Source organism: Eisenbergiella massiliensis, assembly GCF_003435485.1.
In genome coordinates this window covers 36790-56732 of the sequence record NZ_QVLV01000026.1, presented here as the reverse complement: position 1 = coordinate 56732, position 19943 = coordinate 36790, and the positions used below count along the sequence as shown (strand labels likewise).

21 protein-coding genes and 1 tRNA gene are annotated in these 19943 nt (G+C 48.7%); 2 read left to right on the top strand and 20 right to left on the bottom strand.

Annotation, left to right across the window (positions count from 1 at the left end; translation table 11 throughout):
* Window positions 1-161: 161 nt before the first annotated feature.
* From DXC51_RS24640 to mtaB, 13 genes are all read right to left on the bottom strand, one after another.
* Window positions 162-233 (bottom strand) — tRNA-Gln (locus DXC51_RS24640).
* Window positions 234-277: 44 nt separating this feature from the next.
* Window positions 278-433 carry a hypothetical protein gene (locus DXC51_RS29835; protein ID WP_207660879.1) on the bottom strand — a complete coding sequence of 52 codons (156 nt, stop codon included), beginning with the start codon at window positions 431-433 and terminating at the stop codon, window positions 278-280.
* Window positions 434-476: 43 nt separating this feature from the next.
* Entirely contained in the window at window positions 477-2588 is a 2112-nt protein-coding gene (locus tag DXC51_RS24630) for a glutamine synthetase III family protein (protein WP_025488394.1), read from the bottom strand.
* Between the two features lie 329 nt (window positions 2589-2917).
* The gene (locus DXC51_RS24620; protein ID WP_035323381.1) at window positions 2918-4156 is read right to left on the bottom strand and encodes a peptidase U32 family protein; all 1239 of its coding nucleotides are present in this window, start codon (window positions 4154-4156) and stop codon (window positions 2918-2920) included.
* A 106-nt stretch (window positions 4157-4262) separates the two neighbouring features.
* Window positions 4263-4919, bottom strand: coding sequence for an O-methyltransferase (locus DXC51_RS24615; RefSeq protein WP_021638771.1), 657 nt, complete (start codon window positions 4917-4919; stop codon window positions 4263-4265).
* Window positions 4920-4922: 3 nt separating this feature from the next.
* Window positions 4923-5315, bottom strand: coding sequence for an endolytic transglycosylase MltG (locus tag DXC51_RS24610; protein WP_021638772.1), 393 nt, complete (start codon window positions 5313-5315; stop codon window positions 4923-4925).
* A 19-nt stretch (window positions 5316-5334) separates the two neighbouring features.
* On the bottom strand, window positions 5335-5658 hold the full coding sequence (locus DXC51_RS24605) for a YlbF/YmcA family competence regulator (RefSeq protein WP_021638773.1): 324 nt from the start codon (window positions 5656-5658) through the stop codon (window positions 5335-5337).
* A 25-nt stretch (window positions 5659-5683) separates the two neighbouring features.
* On the bottom strand, window positions 5684-7363 hold the full coding sequence (locus DXC51_RS24600) for a ribonuclease J (RefSeq protein ID WP_025488391.1): 1680 nt from the start codon (window positions 7361-7363) through the stop codon (window positions 5684-5686).
* Window positions 7338-7814 carry a Fur family transcriptional regulator gene (locus tag DXC51_RS24595; protein ID WP_021638775.1) on the bottom strand — a complete coding sequence of 159 codons (477 nt, stop codon included), beginning with the start codon at window positions 7812-7814 and terminating at the stop codon, window positions 7338-7340. The genes DXC51_RS24600 and DXC51_RS24595 overlap by 26 nt, the downstream gene beginning before the upstream one ends.
* A gap of 83 nt (window positions 7815-7897) precedes the next feature.
* Window positions 7898-8164 carry a DUF1292 domain-containing protein gene (locus DXC51_RS24590; RefSeq protein WP_025488390.1) on the bottom strand — a complete coding sequence of 89 codons (267 nt, stop codon included), beginning with the start codon at window positions 8162-8164 and terminating at the stop codon, window positions 7898-7900.
* Window positions 8165-8189: 25 nt separating this feature from the next.
* Window positions 8190-8696 carry a Holliday junction resolvase RuvX gene (gene ruvX / locus DXC51_RS24585; protein WP_025488389.1) on the bottom strand — a complete coding sequence of 169 codons (507 nt, stop codon included), beginning with the start codon at window positions 8694-8696 and terminating at the stop codon, window positions 8190-8192.
* Between the two features lie 68 nt (window positions 8697-8764).
* Window positions 8765-9040: an IreB family regulatory phosphoprotein gene (locus DXC51_RS24580; RefSeq protein WP_025488388.1), complete on the bottom strand. Its 276-nt coding sequence runs from the start codon at window positions 9038-9040 to the stop codon at window positions 8765-8767.
* Between the two features lie 250 nt (window positions 9041-9290).
* Window positions 9291-10832, bottom strand: a complete 1542-nt coding sequence (gene mtaB, locus DXC51_RS24575; RefSeq protein WP_117545605.1) for a tRNA (N(6)-L-threonylcarbamoyladenosine(37)-C(2))-methylthiotransferase MtaB — start codon at window positions 10830-10832, stop codon at window positions 9291-9293.
* A gap of 136 nt (window positions 10833-10968) precedes the next feature.
* On the opposite strand from mtaB, the gene DXC51_RS24570 reads away from it, so the two are divergent.
* Window positions 10969-11199, top strand: coding sequence for an HPr family phosphocarrier protein (locus tag DXC51_RS24570; RefSeq protein ID WP_009251471.1), 231 nt, complete (start codon window positions 10969-10971; stop codon window positions 11197-11199).
* A 464-nt stretch (window positions 11200-11663) separates the two neighbouring features.
* On the opposite strand, the gene thiI is transcribed toward DXC51_RS24570, so the two are convergent.
* The 7 genes from thiI to DXC51_RS24535 form a co-directional block, all read right to left on the bottom strand.
* Complete coding sequence (gene thiI / locus DXC51_RS24565; RefSeq protein WP_117545587.1) at window positions 11664-12854, bottom strand: tRNA uracil 4-sulfurtransferase ThiI; 1191 nt, start codon at window positions 12852-12854, stop codon at window positions 11664-11666.
* Window positions 12855-12956: 102 nt separating this feature from the next.
* Window positions 12957-14117 carry a cysteine desulfurase family protein gene (locus DXC51_RS24560; RefSeq protein ID WP_021634593.1) on the bottom strand — a complete coding sequence of 387 codons (1161 nt, stop codon included), beginning with the start codon at window positions 14115-14117 and terminating at the stop codon, window positions 12957-12959.
* 105 nt (window positions 14118-14222) lie between these two features.
* The gene (locus tag DXC51_RS24555) at window positions 14223-14975 is read right to left on the bottom strand and encodes a 16S rRNA (uracil(1498)-N(3))-methyltransferase (protein WP_117545586.1); all 753 of its coding nucleotides are present in this window, start codon (window positions 14973-14975) and stop codon (window positions 14223-14225) included.
* 37 nt (window positions 14976-15012) lie between these two features.
* A complete protein-coding gene (gene prmA, locus DXC51_RS24550; RefSeq protein ID WP_117545585.1) occupies window positions 15013-16002 on the bottom strand; it encodes a 50S ribosomal protein L11 methyltransferase in 990 nt (329 codons plus the stop codon).
* A gap of 39 nt (window positions 16003-16041) precedes the next feature.
* Entirely contained in the window at window positions 16042-16230 is a 189-nt protein-coding gene (locus tag DXC51_RS24545; RefSeq protein ID WP_025488385.1) for a hypothetical protein, read from the bottom strand.
* Between the two features lie 179 nt (window positions 16231-16409).
* Window positions 16410-18089 (bottom strand): AAA family ATPase, encoded by a 1680-nt coding sequence (locus tag DXC51_RS24540; RefSeq protein ID WP_117545584.1) that lies wholly within the window; start codon window positions 18087-18089, stop codon window positions 16410-16412.
* 124 nt (window positions 18090-18213) lie between these two features.
* Entirely contained in the window at window positions 18214-18846 is a 633-nt protein-coding gene (locus tag DXC51_RS24535) for an NUDIX domain-containing protein (protein ID WP_117545583.1), read from the bottom strand.
* Between the two features lie 533 nt (window positions 18847-19379).
* On the opposite strand from DXC51_RS24535, the gene DXC51_RS24530 reads away from it, so the two are divergent.
* Complete coding sequence (locus DXC51_RS24530) at window positions 19380-19832, top strand: GNAT family N-acetyltransferase (RefSeq protein WP_181970188.1); 453 nt, start codon at window positions 19380-19382, stop codon at window positions 19830-19832.
* The last annotated feature ends 111 nt before the right edge of the window (window positions 19833-19943 follow it).

The following is a 19943-nucleotide window of genomic DNA, read 5'->3' as shown; positions in this document are numbered from 1 at the left end:
CATATTATTCCGCCTGCCTGAATGAATATAATACTGATTCCGAATATGTTTTAGCGCAATCATACCCTGCACCTCATTATCTCCCTCAACAGGCAACTCATATGCCTCATATCTGTTTAACAAACAAAAACCTCAGTGAAGATCTTCACTGAGGTTCTTAACAGGGCTACAAGGATTCGAACCTTGAAATGACGGAGTCAGAGTCCGTTGCCTTACCGTTTGGCGATAGCCCTATCTGTATTTTGTACAAGCTTTTTTTGCCGCTTGCAAGAATAGATTATATATGATTCCCTGAAATAATGCAAGTACTTTTTTCATAATTTTTTGAAAATTTTTCAATTTTTTTAATTTCAGCAAAAAGCGCTTTAAAAATACTCTTTCCGCCAAAAAACACCGCCGGATTTTCCGGGCAAACAGCCCCCGGCGGTTCCAAATGAGAGCCGCCGGGGCTCTTTTCAGGGCTTAAACCCGTTCTTTTATACTTCAAACATCAAATCGCCATAGGTAGGGAACGGCCAGTCCGCTTTATCCACCAGCATTTCCAGCTCATCCGCAGGCGCTCTCAGCGCTTCCATGGCGGGCACCACCACATCCTTATAGCGGAATGCCTGCGCTTTCACATCTTCCATGGCGAAGGCCGCCGCCTCTTCTCTCTGCAGCACCTCCAGCGCTTCCTTCATCTCAGTAAGCTTGCTGTTCACCCTGGACAAAAGATCCGCCTGCACAACAGGCTCCACGCCTGCCGCCTTTACATCAAGCACTGTTTTTGCCAGCTTCTGACTGTACTTTATAACCGCAGGGATTATCTGCTTGGAAGCCATGTCAATCATGGTCAGCGCTTCAATATTAATGCTCTTCGCATAGGTCTCATACTCAATCTCTTCACGGGATTCCAGCTCTGCTTTGGTAAAAATATGAAACCGTTCAAACAGCTTCACCGTTCTTTCCGTAGTCAGGGCGCCTGCCGCTTCAATCATGGACTTGATATTGGGAAGTCCCCGTCTCTCCGCTTCCTTCACCCATTCCTCAGAATACCCATTTCCATTGAAAATAATCCTGTGATGCTCGGTCAGATACTGTTTAATCAGATCATGCACGGCCATGTCGAAATCATCCGCTTTTTCCAGAATATCCGCCGCTTCGCAGAAAGCCTCCGCTACAATGGCATTCAGTGTAATATTAGGGCTTGCCACAGAATCCGCGGAACCTACCATACGGAATTCAAACTTGTTCCCCGTAAAAGCAAAGGGTGAGGTCCTGTTCCTGTCCGTGGCATCCTTGGGAAGATCCGGCAGCGTGGATACACCGGTCATCAGTTTGCCGCCCAGAAGGCAGGACTTGGCTTCTCCGGTCTCAATCAGCTGTCTTACCACGTCCTCCAGCTGCTCGCCCAGGAATACGGAAATAATAGCCGGAGGCGCTTCATTGGCTCCAAGCCTGTGATCATTTCCCACATCAGCAGCGCTCTGACGAAGCAGATCCGCATGGATATCCACAGCCTTCAGGATACAGGCCAGCACAAGCAGGAACTGGATGTTTTCATTGGGTGTCTCGCCGGGATCCAGCATATTCATGCCGTCATCCGTAGTGATAGACCAGTTGTTGTGCTTACCGGAACCGTTCACGCCCGCAAAGGGCTTCTCGTTCAGCAGGCATCTGAGTCCATGGCGTTCCGCCAGCTTTTTCATCGTTTCCATTATAATCTGATTGTGGTCTACCGCAATATTGGCCGTTTCATAAATGGGAGCAAGCTCATGCTGCGCCGGAGCCGCCTCATTATGCTGCGTTTTGGCAGTGACGCCCAACTTCCACAATTCAATGTTCAAATCCTTCATGAAAGCGCCCACGCGCTCCCTGATAACTCCGAAGTAATGATCCTCCAGCTCCTGTCCCTTAGGCGCCGGCGCTCCGAACAGCGTACGGCCTGCGAAAATCAAATCCTCTCTTTTCAGATATTTCTGGCGATCCACCAGGAAATACTCCTGCTCCGGTCCCACGGAAGCCGTTACCTTGGTAGCTCTCGTATTCCCGAACAGCTTAACAATACGCAGCGCCTGCTCCCCGATTGCTTCCATGGAACGAAGCAGCGGTGTTTTCTTATCCAGCGCCTCGCCCGTATAGGAACAGAAGGCGGTGGGAATACAGAGAATCACCCCCGTGGCATCCTCCTTCAGGAAAGCGGGAGAGGTAATATCCCACGCCGTATAGCCTCTTGCTTCAAAGGTGGCCCGCAGGCCTCCTGAGGGGAAGGATGACGCGTCCGGCTCTCCCTTGATCAGTTCCTTTCCGGAAAACTCCATCAGCATCCTGCCGTTTTCATCCGGATGACCGATAAAAGAGTCATGCTTTTCAGCCGTAATGCCTGTCAGCGGCTGGAACCAGTGGGTATAATGGGTCGCGCCGTGTTCTACAGCCCAGTCCTTCATGGCCTTCGCCACAATGTCCGCGGTTGCAAGGGAAAGCTCCCCGCCCTGGTCCATGACCTTCTTCACCTCTTTATATACATTCTTGGGAAGACGCTCTCTCATAGTGCCCAGGTTGAATACGTTTTCGCCGAAAATTGCTTCAACGTTCAAAACTTCGCTCATTTTATCCTCCATTCCGCCGCCGCGAATTACGGCTTTCTCTCTAAATTTTCACGCCCGCAGTCCCGCAGGCATCCCGCATCCGTTATGTATGCGTTTCCTGACGGAAACCGACTTTCCACCTTCGGAAAAAACAAAGCTGCGCCGTTGCCATAACTCCCCGCCTTCCCCGGATTTTCTGCTGCCCATATCACAAAGTTCCGGCAGCCCGGGTTTTTTCAACTTATATTATCACAACTTTTTTATACTTGCATCAAAAAAATTAAAAACATGCCCCAAATCAGACAATATGCAGACAGCAGCCCGGAAAAAAGCGTTTTCCCCGGCAGCTGTTAATCGTTTTTAACTCTCAGGATATCATACTGTTCCGGCGCCGCCGAAAGCTGCAGGAATAAAACCTGCCTTGGATGAGGCGCGCTTTCCACCTCGTTTCCCTCCTCATCAAGAATACGTTCCACCTTAACGGGGATATTCCTTCCATCGGGCTTCATGATTTCTATTTCGTCCCCGGTACAGAACTTGTTACGCTGCTCGATTCTGGCAAGTCCGTCTTCCCGGACAGCGCCGACAATACCCAGATAAATATATTCACTGACATAAGTGTTATTGTCATAAATCTGCGCCTGCTCCGAAGGTTTGCCGAAATAGAATCCGGTAGTAAACTGCCTGTAGGTACATTTGGCGATTTCGTCCCTGTACCACGGCAGGTTATTCCGGTATTCCTCCTCCGAACGCAGATAATCGTCAATGGCCTTCCGATAGGTACGGGCCACGGTTGCCACGTAGAGGGCGGTTTTCATCCTGCCCTCAATTTTAAAGCTGTCGATTCCGGCCTCCATAAGCTCCGGAATATGTTCTATCATACACAGATCCCTGGAATTAAAAATAAAAGTCCCTCTTTCATTTTCATAAACCGGCAGATATTCGCCGGGGCGGCTTTCTTCCATCACCGCATATTTCCAGCGGCAGGGATGGGTGCATTCCCCCTGGTTTGCATCTCTTCCGGTAAAATAATTGCTCAGCAGGCACCTTCCCGAATAAGAAATACACATGGCCCCGTGCACAAAACTCTCTATTTCCATTTCCTCCGGAATATTCTCACGGATTTCCCTGATTTCCTCCAGCGAAAGCTCCCTGGCGGAAACGACTCTTTTCGCCCCCTGCTCCCACCAGAAGCGGTAGGTCATATAATTGGTGTTGTTGGCCTGGGTGGAGATATGGATTTCAGCCTCCGGCCATACCTGCCTGGCAATGGAAAACATGCCCGGGTCGGAAATAATCAGCGCATCCGGGCCGATTTCCCTAAGCTCCCCAAAATAAGCGCGGGCGCCCTCCAAATCCCTGTTATGCGCCAGGATATTGGCAGTGACATATACCTTCACGCCGTTCTCATGGGCAAAACGGATTCCCTCCTGCATATCCTCTTTGGAGAAATTCTTGGCCTTCGCCCGCAGGCCAAAGGCTTCTCCTCCAATGTATACCGCATCCGCACCGAAAATAACCGCGGTCTTAAGTACCTCAAGATTACTGGCCGGAATCAGAAGCTCCGGCTTTCTGTTTTTTTCACTCATACCGTTCTTATCCCTTTCCGTTACAGCAGCAGTCCGGATATCCAGACAGCCGCTCATGATCCGCAAAACGCCGGAAGAAGCACAATCAGCTCCCTCCAGGCGTAATTCAAAGTCCGTTATTTTTACTCTTTACACTGACGGCCACACCGTCTCCCACAGGAAGCACGGAGGTAATCAGCTCCGGATGATGCTTCAGTACATACAGGTATTCCCGCATACGGGCATGGATGGTCCTGTCCCTTCTGGTCACCGCGTACCGGGATTCCAGAATGTCCCCGTCCTGGAGCACATTATCCGATATCAGCAGCCCGCCGTCCCTTAACAGGCGAAGCGTATCCGGCAGAAAATGCAGATACTGGCCTTTGGCCGCATCCATAAAAATAAAATCATAGCTTCCGCTCAACTCCCTGAGCACCTCTGCCGCATCACCTTCCAGCAGGTGAATCTGCTCTTCCTTCCCAAACCTGCGGAAATTCTCTTTTGCAATGGGAATTCTTTTTTCATATTTTTCAATGGTTGTGATCTGACAGCCCTGCGGTGCATATTCACTCATGCAAAGGGCAGAAAAACCAATAGCCGTCCCCACCTCCAGAATCCGTGCAGGCCTGTTAATGGATATCAGTGTCCTTAACAGGCTCTGGGTTTCCGTGCGGATAATCGGCACATTGGTTTCCCTTGCTTCCTTTTCCAGTTCGTTAAGATATGCCGGATTCCCCGTATCCAGGGAATTGATGAAGGCCGTCAGGCGTTCATCGGTTATCATAGGTTAACTTCCTTCCCCGTCCTGGTCCTCCTCCGAAGAGGCCGCCATAATCTGTATCATTTCATCCGGCGTCATGGAGGTGTTCAGCGTATAGGTTCCCGCTTTCAGGCCATCCTTATAGCCGGCCAGCTTCTCCTGCAGGACAAACAGGCCTGCGTCACGGACCAGCCCCGCATCCTCAAGCTTCTGCGCAATCACCTTCACATCGTCGCCGTTCTGAATCATAATTTCTATATCAGTTCCGGGGGCATCTGCCATCGGCGGTTCTCCGAAGATTCTTTCCCCGTATTCAAAGGCCATGCTTCCCAGACGGTAGATGACCATGACCACAAGTACGATTACAACGATTTTAATTACGGAATGCACCGCCATTCCCGCTGCCTCTTTTTTCTTCATCGACCGCTTTTTTCCCTTCCTACTCAAAATCCATTGCCTCCGCCAGTTTTACGTCAATTTCCTGCATCATACGGCAGAAAGCCAGTTCGGCATCCAGGAATTCCTCCACCAACGGGTCTTCCCTGAATTTCTCATATTCTCTCTCAAAAGCATCCAGCTTGTCAAGTAAATCTTCTGTCTGAACCGAATTCTGCAATTCAAAGTTACGGACGCGGTACTCGTCAATCTTTTCCCGCATATCGCCCGTATTATCCACTTTCTCGCTCTGTCTGCGGTATTCCCGGTATATGTCAGAGTCCTTTATCGCCTGGGCCAGCTGTTCCAGAGCTTTCTGTACTTCCATCCTTTTATCACTCCGTTTCACTCATCTAGACTTCCATAATGATGGGAAGTATCATAGGACGGCGTTTCGTCTTTTTCCAGATGAAATCACCGAGAGAATCCTTCACTGTGGATTTGATTTTGCCCCAGTCGCTGCAGCCGCGGCCTATGCAGTTGTCAAGGACATTCGTCATCAGGGCTCTTGCTTCTTCCATCAGCTCATCGGATTCCTTCACATATACAAAGCCTCTTGATACCAGATCCGGTCCGCTTACCAGCTGTCCTGTAGCGGAATCCAGCCCCAGTACCACGATCATGATTCCGTCCTCCGCCAGATGCTGGCGGTCCCTGAGCACCACATTGCCCACATCACCGACGCCAAGGCCGTCAACCAGAATGGAGCCAACCTGTACCTTGCCGGTCACCTGAGCCTTTTCCTCATCCATTTCCAGAACATCTCCGGAATTTATCATAAAAATATTTTCCTTGGGTATTCCCAGATCCGCCGCCAGCCTTGACTGCGCCTTACGGTGCTTGAATTCACCGTGGACAGGGATGGCATATTTAGGCTGTACCAGTGTATAAATCAGCTTGATCTCTTCCTGGCATGCATGTCCGGATACATGGACATCCTGGAAAATTACCTCCGCACCCTTTATGGAAAGCTCATTGATTACCTTGGTAACCGCCTTCTCGTTGCCGGGGATCGGATGGGAAGAGAAAATAATAACATCATTGGGAGTAATGGAAATCTTCCTGTGCGCGCTTCCCGCCATACGGCTCAAAGCCGCCATGCTCTCTCCCTGGCTCCCCGTTGTAATGATAACGGTGCGTTCATCCGGATAATTCTTCAGCTGTTCAATATTAATCAGCGTATTTTCAGGAATATTCAGGCAGCCCAGGTTCATGGCAGTATCAATGATATTTACCATGCTCCGGCCTTCCACAACAACTTTACGGTTGTATTTATACGCAGAGTTAATAATCTGCTGCACCCTGTCCACATTGGAAGCAAAGGTGGCAATCAGGATTCTCTGATTGGGATGCTCATGGAAAATGGTGTCAAAAATGCGGCTCAAAGTCCTCTCGGATGGTGTAAAGCCGGGTCTTTCGGCGTTAGTGCTGTCGCACAGCAGAGCCAGTACGCCTTTTTTCCCGATTTCTGCAAAACGCTGCAGATCTATGGCATCACCGAATACCGGTGTATAATCCACTTTAAAGTCCCCTGTATGAACAACGGTGCCCGCCGGGGAGTAAATAGCGAGAGCTGCCGCATCCACAATACTGTGGTTTGTCTTAATGAATTCAATCCTGAACTGGCCCAGATTAATGGACTGGCCGAATTTGATAACCTTCCTCTTGGTATGATTCAGAAGGTTGTGCTCCTTGAGCTTGTTTTCGATAATTCCCATCGTCAGACGGGTGGCATAAACGGGGATATTCAGCTGCTTTAATACATAGGGGAGCGCTCCGATATGGTCTTCATGTCCGTGGGTGATCACGAAGCCCTTTACCTTGTCCACATTTTCCTTCAGGTACGTGATATCCGGGATCACCATATCGATTCCCAGCATATCGTCGTCGGGGAACGAAAGACCGCAGTCCACCACAACAATACTGTCCTCGTACTCGAAGGCAGTAATGTTCAGTCCAATCTGCTCCAGCCCGCCCAAAGGTATTACTTTCAGCTTGGAGCCGCCATTATTCACTTGTTTTGTTTTTTTCAATCAAATTACCTCCACATTCCTTACAGTACCCGTAGAGCTTCACCTCATGATCGGTAACCTTAAAGCCTGTCGTCCGCGCAATTTCTGCTTCCAGTTCGTCCAGCAGATCATCCTCCACGCTCATGACCCTGCCGCACGAAAGACAAATCAGGTGATGATGGTGATGGCTGTTTTTTTTCGTCCCCATATCGCCAATTTCATACCTTACAAATCCATCATCCAGGTTAATCCGGTCTATCAGATGCAATTCCATAAATAACTGTATTGTTCTATAAACAGTAGCCAGCCCTATTTCGGGACTGTCTGTTTTAACTAAATCATATATTTCCTCTGCAGTCAGGTGGGAATCCGGCTTCGATGCCAGCGCGTTCAGCACAACAAGACGCTGACGGGTTACCTTCAGTCCTTTTTCTTTCAGTATTCCTTTAATCTTTTCTTCATCAAGGGCCATGTCCACTACCTCCTACCGAAAAATTGCTGACCGGCAGGAAAGCTTATCCAACGTAACATTTCCTGACTGCTAATTTTCCCGGATTATTTTTCCAGGTCGATATCCTCCAGCATATCGGAAAAAATCTCGGCCACCGCATCCAGCTCGCGTTCATCCTCCACGATTTCATAGATGGCCTCTTTATCTTCAGGTGCTGAGATATCCTTCAGGATCAGGGCTTCCCCCTCTTCCTCCTCCGAATCCATGGAATCGGTTACCAGGATATAATCACAGCCTCCCAGTCTTGTCTGTTCCAATACGTAAAATTCAACTTTTTCGCCGCCGTCGGGGCAAAATTCAATCTTTTCCAAAATAACTTTCCTGCTTTCTTCTCTCTTACAGCCCGGTTTCCATCCGGACTTCTGTTTCTCCGGCATCCTCGTCCGGCTCAGGCTTTTCCTGCTCCAGAACACCATCCTGTCTGTTCTTCCTGTAATCCAGATAGCCCTGCAGTATCAGGACCGCAGCGATCCTGTCCACATGCTCTTTCCTGTCTTCCCTGCGGATTCCCGCTTCTATCATGGTGCGGTCCGCAGCCACCGTGGTAAGCCGCTCATCCCAGAAGGTAATGGGCAGCGCAGTACGCCGCATCAGCTTTTCCGCAAATTCCTTGGTCAGGGCGACACGGTCTCCCTCCGAATCATTCATATGCTTCGGATATCCCAGCACAATTTCCTCCACCTCATACTCCAGAATCAGTTCCTCAATCCTGGCAAGCGTCTGGCGGAGTTTGTTTTCTTCTTTTCTACGGATAATCTCAATTCCCTGGGCAGTAATCAATAAAGGGTCACTGATGGCGACACCCACCGTCTTTGACCCGAAGTCCAGTCCCATAATTCGCATATTTACCATCCTTTTACGGGGTCCACCCGTTCCCGGCCGCAGCCCCCTGCCGTCCCGTCAGGCCGCGCTTACCGCTTGTCCCAGTTATTGTTCTTAATATACTCCTTGAGCATCTCTTCCACCAGCTCGTCGCGCTCCGCACGCATAATCATGCCTCTTGCGTTCTTATGGCTGGTAATATAAGTCGGATCTCCGGACATAATATATCCCACTATCTGGTCAACCGGGTTATAACCTTTTTCCGTCAGTGCTTCATAAACCGCAGCGAGGATAACCTTTACCCCGTTCTCCGGCTCTTTTTCCACCTTAAAATACTGCGTGCTGCCAAAATCCTGGTCCTGCATTTTATACTCCATTCCGTCTTCCGCCTGCCGTTTTCATATAAAACAGAGGGCGGCATTCCTGTCAAGATACCTGTTCCATTCTATCTTACTCTACTTTCCGGAAAATTTCAACGTAATTTAATGTGTGCAATAACGAATCCGTTTTTTTGTAATAATGCCTTTTTATCTTCGGTCCGTTTTTTCCACATCCATACACAAAGGCACTCGCAGGGAAATCCTCTGTACAGGCCAGACGGAGAAATCCTGGGATCTAGTTTTCCAGCAGAAGGATATCTTCCTCAAGCAGTTTTACCGCCCTGCCGGATATTAACTGGTTTCCTCCCGCCTTTTCTGCCAAAACCGCCGCCTTCACATACGTTTCGGTATGGCCGACACGATACTCTTTTCCGTCAATTTCCCTGGCTTCTTCCGTGAGAATCGTAATTTCATTCCCTATGTAGCCCTGTCTGTATGCCGCTGACTGCTGCCGCTCCAGCTCCAGCAGCCCGGCGCTGCGCTGCGCCTTCACCTGCTCCGGCACCTGATTATCCATGGCGGCAGCCACGGTTCCCCGACGCCTGGAATACTTAAACACATGCATTTCGAAGAAATTCACCTTCTCCAGGAAACGCTTTGTCACCGCAAATTCTTCCTCCGTTTCCCCGGGGAATCCTACAATCACATCTGTCGTAACCGCGGGATTGGCAAAAACACGCCTGAGAAGCGCCACCTTGTCATAGTATTCCTCCGTCGTATAATGTCTATTCATTCTTTTTAAGGTTTCATCACAGCCGCTTTGCAGGGAAAGATGAAAATGAGGGCACACCTTGGGAAGCGCAGCCAGGCCGCCGGCAAACTCCTCCGTAATAATCCTCGGCTCCAGTGATCCCAGCCGGATTCTTTCAATCCCGTCAACAGCTGCAATATCCCTGATCAGATTCAGCAGATACGCCCTTTCCATGGCTGTTCCCCGCAAATCCTTCCCGTTTTCCAGATAATCCCCATCTGTTTTATCAATGAAATCCATCCCGTAGGAGCTCAGATGAATCCCTGTCAGGACTACCTCTTTAACACCGCTTTCCGCCAGCCCCCTGATTTCCCGCAGCACATCCTCCTGACGCCTGCTGCGCACCCTGCCCCTGGCATACGGTATAATACAATAGGAACAAAACTGATTACAGCCGTCCTGGATTTTGATATAAGCCCTCGTATGGGCAGACAGCGCCGTCTCTCCGGACTCTCCGCCGGCACCAAAAGCCCCTCCGCCAACGCCTGCCGGATCCCCATCTTCAGGGCCGCGCCCCACGTTAGAACCGGCTTCTCCACCGATCCCCTCCTCATCCTGAGGCCGAAGCAGCGTCATCTCCTCATACGCCTCCTCCCGGCTGATATCCACTACAGAACGCCGGGAAAGCGTCTTCTCCTCCCACACATCACCGCCGGATTCCCTCCCGCCGGCCTTCTCCCTCTTTGCAAGAAAGGCCTCCAGAATCTCCACAATATCCTTCTTCCTGTTATTGCCCACAGCCAGATCGATACTGCCGTCAAGCAATGCCTCTTCCTTCCCCGCCTGCACATAACAACCCACTGCCACCACCACCGCATCCGGGTTCATCTTCTTCGCCCGATGCAGCATCTGCCGGCTTTTCCGGTCCGCAATATTTGTCACAGTACACGTATTTACGATATATATATCCGCTTTTTTATCAAATGATACAATATCGTATCCTTTTTCTTGTAACTTTTGTCCGATTACCTCTAACTCATAGGCATTTACTTTACAACCCAAATTATGTAATGCTACACTTTTCATATTATTCCCCACTATTTTTGTCATGTTTGGTGCTTGACTTTTACCCCCCATCCCTTTAATATGTAAGCAGAAGGTATAAGATAACGTAACCGGTATGCCGGCCATTGTTATCCAACAAATAAGGAGGTAAAACAAAATGAAAACCGTTAAGATTTCATTAAATTCCATTGATAAGGTAAAATCATTTGTTAATGACATTACCAAATTTGATTATGACTTTGATTTAGTATCCGGAAGATACGTAATCGATGCAAAATCAATCATGGGCATCTTCAGCCTCGACTTATCCAAGCCGATCGACCTGAACATCCATGCTGAGGATAACTCTGACGAAGTTCTGGAAGTACTCAAGCCTTACATGGTTTAATCCTTCCCGCAACCGTCCAAGTTAAAAACAAATGAGAGAAAAGGGCAAGAGACCACCCCACAAAAAAGAAGGGAAAGGGAACTTGTTCCTTTCTTTTTTTATAGCTACGAGCCGGGCGCAAACCCCAAATAAGAACTGCCCGAAATACAGATAACCGCCCTTTATTATCTGCATTTCGGGCAGTTCTTATTTGGGGATTTGCATGCGGCGACAGCCGCAAAGTTTCAGAATTCCCGCAGGGGATTCTGAAACCTGTCCGGCTCGATCCACCCGTGCGATGGGGCCCCCGCCCCGAGCCCGTCTCCCTCTCCTCTCATTAGCGATGGGACCCCGGTCCCAAGCCTACCTCCTCCCCCCATTAGCGATGGGACCCCCGGTCCCGAGCCTACCTCCTCCCCCCATTAGCGATGGGGACAGCGCAGCGCCTCCCCGAGCCCGCCCCTCACTCCTCTCCCCAAACCATCTCAATCCTTCCCCACAACCACCAATTCCTTCGACTCCACAGCCATCTTCACCAATTCATCGATCTTATCATCCAAAAACCTCTCATGCTTCCGGATCACATTCAAATTCGGCTTCGTCACCGGATGCTTTGCCACAAAGATCGTACAACAATCCTCAAACGGCAAAATCGACGTCTCATACGTCCCAATCCTCTCAGAAATATCAATAATCTCCTGCTTATCCATCCCAATCAGCGGCCTGTACACCGGCATCTCACACGCATCATCCGTAGCCGCCAGCGAATGCATCGTCTGAGAAGCCACCTGCCCGATACTCTCGCCCGTAATCAGCCCCAGACACTCCGTATCCCTTGCGATCATCTCCGCAATCCGCATCATATACCTTCTCATAATTATCGTCAGCTCATCATGCGGACACTTCTCATAAATATACAGCTGAATATCCGTAAAATTCACCACATGCAGATAAATCGGCCCACTGTACCTTGACACCAGCTTTGCCAGATCCACCACCTTCTGCTTCGCCCTCTCGCTCGTATACGGAGGCGCATGAAAATAAACCGCATCAATCTTCACACCGCGCTTTGCGATCATATACCCCGCCACAGGAGAATCAATCCCTCCCGAAAGCAGCAGCATCCCCTTACCATTCGTCCCCACCGGCATTCCTCCCGGCCCGGGAATCTCTATGGAATAAATATAAATCTTCTCCCGGATCTCAATATACAGCATCACATCCGGCTTATGCACATCCACCTTCATATCCGGGAACGCATCCAGCAGGACGCCGCCCACCTCTGAATTGATCGTCATAGAATCCAGCGGATAATTCTTCCTTGCCCTTCTCGCACTCACCTTGAACGTAATATGCTTGTCCGCATACACATCGTCCATATATTCCACAAGCGTACCGCACAGCTTGTCAAACCCTTCGTCCTCCACCTGCACCATCGGACAGATTTCCGCGATACCGAACACCCTCTGCAGATGCTCCACCGTCTCATCATAATCATACTCCTCAGACAGCACGTCCACATAGATTCTGCCCCGGGTACGATGAACCGCGAAATCTCCCTCACACCGCTTCAGCGCATACTTAATCTGCTGCACAAGCGCATCCTCGAAAATCCCCCGGTTCTTTCCCTTTACGCCGATTTCTGCGTACTTTATCAAAAACGCCTTAAAAACCATACATCCTCCTATCCTGCCCTGCCCGGCTGCTTTTCACATGCCGCCCGACAGCCCAACGACTCCTGCCGGTTTTTCGTCCGGCCAAAAGGCCGGACGCCGACTCTATCTTCTTGTAAACCTGCGCAGCATGGGCACCATCTCATACAACGCATTCAACGCATAACGGATCTCTTCCTCCGTGGTAAACACCGACAGGCTGAAACGAAGCGTAGAGCCCATCAGCTCCTTATCCAGACCAATCGCCCGCAACGTAGCCGATGCCGCCGTTCCCGGCTTATTGGAAGAACATGCGCTTCCCGAAGAAACATAAATTCCCCGCTCCTCCAGCGCATGCAGCAGAACCTCGCTCCGGATTCCCCGGAAAGAAACACTGATAACATGAGGCGCGCTCTCACGCCCGGTCAGCCCGTTAATCTGCACGCCGTCCAGCTGTGTCACACCGTCAATAAACATCTGCTTCAAAGCATACAGCCTGTTCACATCCTCATCCAGATTTCCATACATCTCCTCGGCGGCCTTCGCCAGCCCTGCAATTGCCGGTACATTTTCCGTCCCGGAACGCATGCCGCGCTGCTGGCCCCCGCCGAAAATAATCGGCTGGATTTTTACCGCTTCATTGATATAAAGAAATCCCACGCCCTTGGGCCCGTGAATCTTGTGTCCGCTCACAGACAGCATATCGATTCCCATTTTTTTCGGCAGAATCCTGTATTTACCAAATCCCTGCACCGCATCCACATGAAAAAGCGTTCCCGGATTCATCTGTTTAATCAGCCTGCCCGCCTCAGCGACAGGCTGCAGGGAACCGAGCTCATTATTCGTATGCATAATGGATACCAGAATCGTATCCTGCCTCATTGCATACTCCAAATCCTCCAGCCGGATCCGCCCATAGCAGTCCACCGGCAGATAAGTCACTTCAAAGCCCTGTCCTTCCAGATACTGCATCGTCTGCAGGATTGCCGGGTGTTCAATAGAGGTTGTTATCAGATGCCTTCCTGCCCGGCAGTTTGCATAAGCGCTTCCGATGAGGGCAAGATTATCCGATTCCGTACCTCCCGAGGTGAAGAAAATCTCTTTTTCATTCACCTTCAGGATTCTTGCAATCACATCTTTGGCATAGCGCAGATACTGCTCTGCCTGCACTCCTTTCATGTGCATACTGGATGGATTGCCATAGTCCTGACACATGACCTGGGTCATGATAGCCGCTACGCTGTCAAAGCATTTTGTCGTAGCAGAGTTATCCAGATAGCATTCCATAATTTTTCCCAACTTTCTGTATTTGATTTGCCGGTAAAGAAGCGCGGACTCCCCAATCGGAATCCGCCTAACTTATTATATGTCTGCTTTCGACAATTGGTACTCCTAAACGCCCTGATCCGCCTCCAGCTGATACATAATCCAGGCAAGCACGGTAAAGCCTGCCGTTTCCGTCCGCAGAATGCGCCGCCCCAGTGTCACCGGCACGAAACCGCACTCCGAAGCAGCCTCCACCTCACCATCCTCAAAACCGCCCTCCGGCCCGATGAAAACCGCGATGGACTGGCCGGGGCGGATGCCTGCGATCAGCTCCTTTGTCTTTCCCATACCTTCAGCCAGCTCGTAAGGAAAAAGCTTCACATCCATATCCTTTGCAAAATGCAGCGCCTCCTGCATGGACATCACCGGCATTACCTCCGGTACGATGCGGCGTTTGCTCTGCTTGGCCGCAGACTCGGCAATTCCCTGCCACCTTGCCAGCTTGCTCTTTTCCTTTTTCGCATCCAGCTTTACCACACAGCGCTTAGCCGCCACAGGCACCACTGCAAAGGCCCCCAGCTCCACCGCCTTCTGGATGACAAGCTCCATTTTATCCGCCTTAGGCAGACACTGGAACAGGTAAATCCTGGAAGGCAGCTCCAGCCCATCCTCTTTGATAAAACGAAGCGTGCAAACCACCTCGTCTTCCCGGATTTCCTCAATCCCGCATCTGTACTCCCGTCCATCGACGCCGTTGCTTACCGCGATTTCCTCTCCCGGCTTCATACGCAGTACATTCTTAATATGATTCACATCACTTCCCGTGATGATAACCGTCTTTCCCTGAATCTGCCCGGACTCCACAAAAAACTGATACATTCCGATTCCCGCTCTCCTGTCAAACTGGCTGTTACTGTCACACTGGCTTTCTCGCCGTCACGCCAACCCATTCACCCTGATAATTGACCTCAAGAAGCTCCAGCCCGGCAGCCTTTACCGCATCTACCACCGTTGTTTCCTTGTCATCTATAATTCCTGAAGTAATATAGATTCCTCCCGGCTTCAGCTGGCTGCAGATCACCGGCGTCAGGTTTACCAGTACATCAGCCAGGATATTTGCCGCCACAATATCATAACAGCCATACCCCACCCGATCCTGAACTTCTTTTTCCGTAATGATATTGCCAATCATCATTTCGAATTTATCCGGGTCAATATGATTGGATTCCAGATTTTCACGTACCGCTTCCACTGCGCAGGGATCCAAATCAGTTCCCACCACGCTCCTTGCTCCGAACATCAGCGCAAGAATCCCCAGGATTCCGCTGCCGGTGCCCACATCCAGAAGCACGGTTTCCGGCGTCACAAACTTTTTCAGCTGCCTGATGCAAAGCTGTGTTGTCTCATGCATCCCCGTCCCGAAGGCCGTACCAGGATCAATATGAAGGACCATCTTGTCCTTATCCGTTTCCTCCACCTCTTCCCAGGAAGGGATAACAAGGAGATCATCAATATAAAACTGGTGAAAATACTGCTTCCAGTTATTGATCCAGTCAATATCCTCCGTCTCATCCACGGAAATGCTTCCTTCTCCAATGTCGCAGAATATCCGCAGCTCCTCCAGCTCCCTGCGCACATTTTCCATAACGGACTCCTCGTCCGTCTCTTTGCCGTCTACCAGAAGATGCCCGTCCTCTGTTTCCTCCACGAAAAAGCTGAGCCACGCAATCCCGTCATCCTCCGGCCCATCCGGCAGGATGTCCACGAACATCTGCTCCTTTTCCGCGGCCGTCAGCGGCACCTTATCCTCGATCTGCGCCCCTTCCAGGCCAATATCATAAAGGGTGCTGATAATTATGTCCTCCGCATCCGTTATTGTTTTTATCCTGAATTTTTTCCATTTCATATTATATGCTCCTTACAGGTATTCTTTATCCATAATTTTTCACAGCCCGGAAATCAGCCTTACAGTTTCATCCGTAATGATAATTCCCGTCTCCTCAATGACAGGAATTGCCTTTAACGATCCGCAGGACTCCGACATAAAATGAAGATAGCCAAAAGAAGCCGACGCCTCTTCTGGCCTTTCCCAAAAACCTAAATAAAATAAGGCTTTAATTTCGGCTCTTCCCAAAACGCTCCTTCCGCTCCTTTATGCAGGCAGGACAGATGCCTTTGTTTTATCCGGCCGAAAGGTATCTGCTGTAAAGATAAAACTCAAAGAAACCTTCTGTATTCCATCTTTTTTCAAGTTCATACTTCGGCATATTATACCATTAACCAACTGTTGTTTCAATAAGTTAAAACGCAAGATTAAATTTTTAGGACCATACATTCTTTTTTATAGAAACAGATACCATATTTTATAATATCTTTATATCCCTCCATCTCTAATTCCATTGAATATTTTCGCGTCTCAATCTGGTTAAGCGCCTGGATACACCCTGCTTCCATTTCCGAAAAATCGTCTGCCACCTTTAGCTCCATAATAATTGCAAGCCCGCGTATACTTGCGGACTTCATAATAATATCCGGCCTTCCCAGCCCCGACTCCTGATTGGATATCACCCGGTATTTATTTTGTGTTTTCAGCAATCCTGTTAAAAATCCATGATAATAATTTTCCGCATAGTCATAAAAGCTTATCGTCTCCTGCAGACAGGCTGAGAGTTCTTCTTCCATATATCGCACATTTCCCCGCTCAATCGCAGTAAAAAACTTTCCCAGATCTTTCTTTTCAATTTCCTCAGTAAACCAGTTCCGTATGGTACCCTTAAAAATATGCTTAACCTCAATATTGGGAATGGCCATTAAGATATATTCCGTTTCAGCCTGCAGCCGTCTGTCCACCAGCTTCAGATATCCGGTAAAGAATAAAAAGTTCCATAGATTATCATCTGAACCGTATATACTGTCATAAGTAATATCTTCATGTACAGGTTTTTCAATCACCCCGCCATCGATTAAATGCTCCAGTTCTCCCTTGACTGAGATATCCGCCCGCTCTACAAGGCTTTTAACAATATCATTCGAGCTTGTATTCGCCCAATACGGCATCGGCAAGGCTCCTGCATTTTCCCGAAGCGCATCAAGAAAATTAAGTACACTCCAGGGATTATAGACCTCGGCATTACCAAACCGATAGCCATTATACCATTCCTTCATTATTTCCATCTTATCTGCCCGATCGTATTCATCTAACAACGCCTCGGTTTCCTTTTGAGTAAAACCAAAGTACTCATCATATATATTGCTGAGGATGGATACCATTTTCAGGTTATTCAACCCTGTAAAAATCGACTCTTTTGTTATTCTCAGGCATCCCGTGATCACTCCAAACTCAAGATAAGGGTTTGACTTTAAGGCAGATTCAAAAAGCGAACGGATAAAATCCGACATTTCTTCATAGAAACCATTGAAATAAGCATTTTCCAGCGGAACATCATATTCATCTATTAATATGATCGATTTTTGACCTGTACTCTCCCAAAGTGCCTCGCTTAAAAACTGAAGGGCTCCTGAAAAATCATCTTCGGAAGCGGTTTCCTCCAGAATTTTTTGATATCTGACCGCTTTTTCTGGAGAAAGCCTCTCTTTTATTTTCCTATGCCTGTCGAATTCATTGGCCAGTTCTCTTCGCAGCTTATGATAGGCCGATTGATAAGTACGCTGTTTACCGGATTTCAAGGTCAGACAGATAACAGGATACCTTCCCATCTCCCCTCTATACCGTTCTCCTGCTTCCATGATGCCCAGACCATCAAACAGCTTTTTATTTTCCTCCAATTCGGGCTGAGAATCTTTCTTCTCAAAAAAATATCTCAGCATACTCATATTAAGTGTTTTCCCAAATCTCCTGGGCCTTGTAAATAAATTTACATCTCCTTTTTTATCTAACAGTTCCTTTATAAACAACGTTTTATCAACATAATAATATCCGCTTGTAATAAGCTTTTTAAAATCATCAACATCTATTGGTAATGGCTTTTTCATGCTTTACCTCCGTTGAGTTACAGCTTCACAATTCTATCAGCTTCCAGTCTATCATAGGCATGTCGGCTTAGCAAGGATTACCCGGGTTCAACAGCAGTTAAGTATAAACTGTCAGTTACTACTATTACAAACGTTCCAGCCCCATACGGACCGCCTCTATATGATCGAAGGCCAGTCCCCGTTCCGCTTCCACATCAAATATCGGCCTGCACCTCCGTTCGCCTTCACCCTTCGCTTCCTTTTCCACCGCATAGGCAAAACGAACTCCCGCTTCTGCTGATTCCAGGAAAATACATTCCCCGTTTTCCCCTTCCTCCTTCCAAACCCGGAACCAGACAGCTTCCGCTGCATCGTCCCCGGCCCGGACTGAAAGCTCTTCATCATCCACAACAGCCATAAAGGCCACCGAAATTATCCGTGTACGGGGATCACGCTCCACCTCTCCAAATGTGTAAAGCTGCTCCAGACGCATTCCCTTTACGCCTGTTTCCTCCTCCAATTCCCTGGCGGCCGCCTCCCGCAGAGACTCCTTCATCTCCACAAAGCCTCCCGGCAGCGCCCAACAGCCCAAATACGGATGATTTTTCCGCTTTATCAACAGAAGCCTCTTGTTTTCGCCTGACTTATCCACAGCAAAAATGAGCATGTCCACCGTAACCGACGGACGTTCATAATCCCGGGGCTGATATTGGCTGAGAAACTCCTCCTCCGTCAGACCATTTTCATCCACAAGCTTTCCTTCTTCATTTTTCCGCATTCTGTTCCCGCCTTTCTGATTACATTTTTTATTTATAATTAGTTTACATTTTTTCTTCTATACATTCTTTCTGCGGATTATATAGTATCCGCCTGCCTGTTTTTCTTTATTCTAACACATAGCACACCCCTGCACCAGACATCCCGCATCGGGAAAAATCTGATTTTTATTACCCGGCTCAATTATTCAGCTGGCTGAAATTCTGATTTTTATCTGTTGCTCCTTATTTATTGCTTCTTATTTGTTGCTTCTTATTTGTTGCTTCTTATCTGTTATTTCTTATCTGTTATTTCTGTCTGCCATTCATCAAATCATACTGCAATTACACCTGTCCTTTTAGTTTCCAGGCTGATATAATTAAATCAATTATTTTTCCGCAGACACTTGAGCAACAGATAACGGCGCCAAAGATATACTGGCATGAGGTTTACTATCCTTAACCACCGCGTCGGCTGCCGTCCGTATACGCGCGCGCAGAATACCGGATGGCACAGGTCCATGTGGGGAAAAAATCATTTTCAAGGAGGCCCTTTATGCAGATAATCGAATATTTTGAAGATGGGAAAAAAGAATGCTGGATAGAAAAAATCGGGAGCTGCAACTGGAGTGCAGCAAAATATCTGGCAGTGCTGCTCAGGGACGGCCGGTTTGAAACGGTGCTGGGAACAGGCGGCAAGCTTTTTCTTCTGTGCGATGAAGATGAACTTGTTTCCTTTGTTACCCTGACACATCAGGACTGTATCGATGATATCCGGCTGTTTCCCTGGATGGGGTTTGTATTTACAGCGCCTGAGTACCGGGGACACAGATACAGTGAGCAAATCATCAGCCATGCTTGTGAAGAAGCCAGGAGGCAGGGACATAAAAAAGTATATCTGGCTACGGATCATATTGGGTTCTATGAAAAATACGGATTTGTTTATATGGGAAACCGGCCGGATACGGGCGGTGAGGACAGCCGGATTTATTTTAAGCCGCTTTCCTGACAGCTGTATTCCATTCATACAGCGTTCTCTTATGCAAAGCGCTCCTAAGGCGCTCGTCTGTTATCTACCCGTTCCCTCCGGAGAAACGCCGCTATATACAAAAGGCAGCCC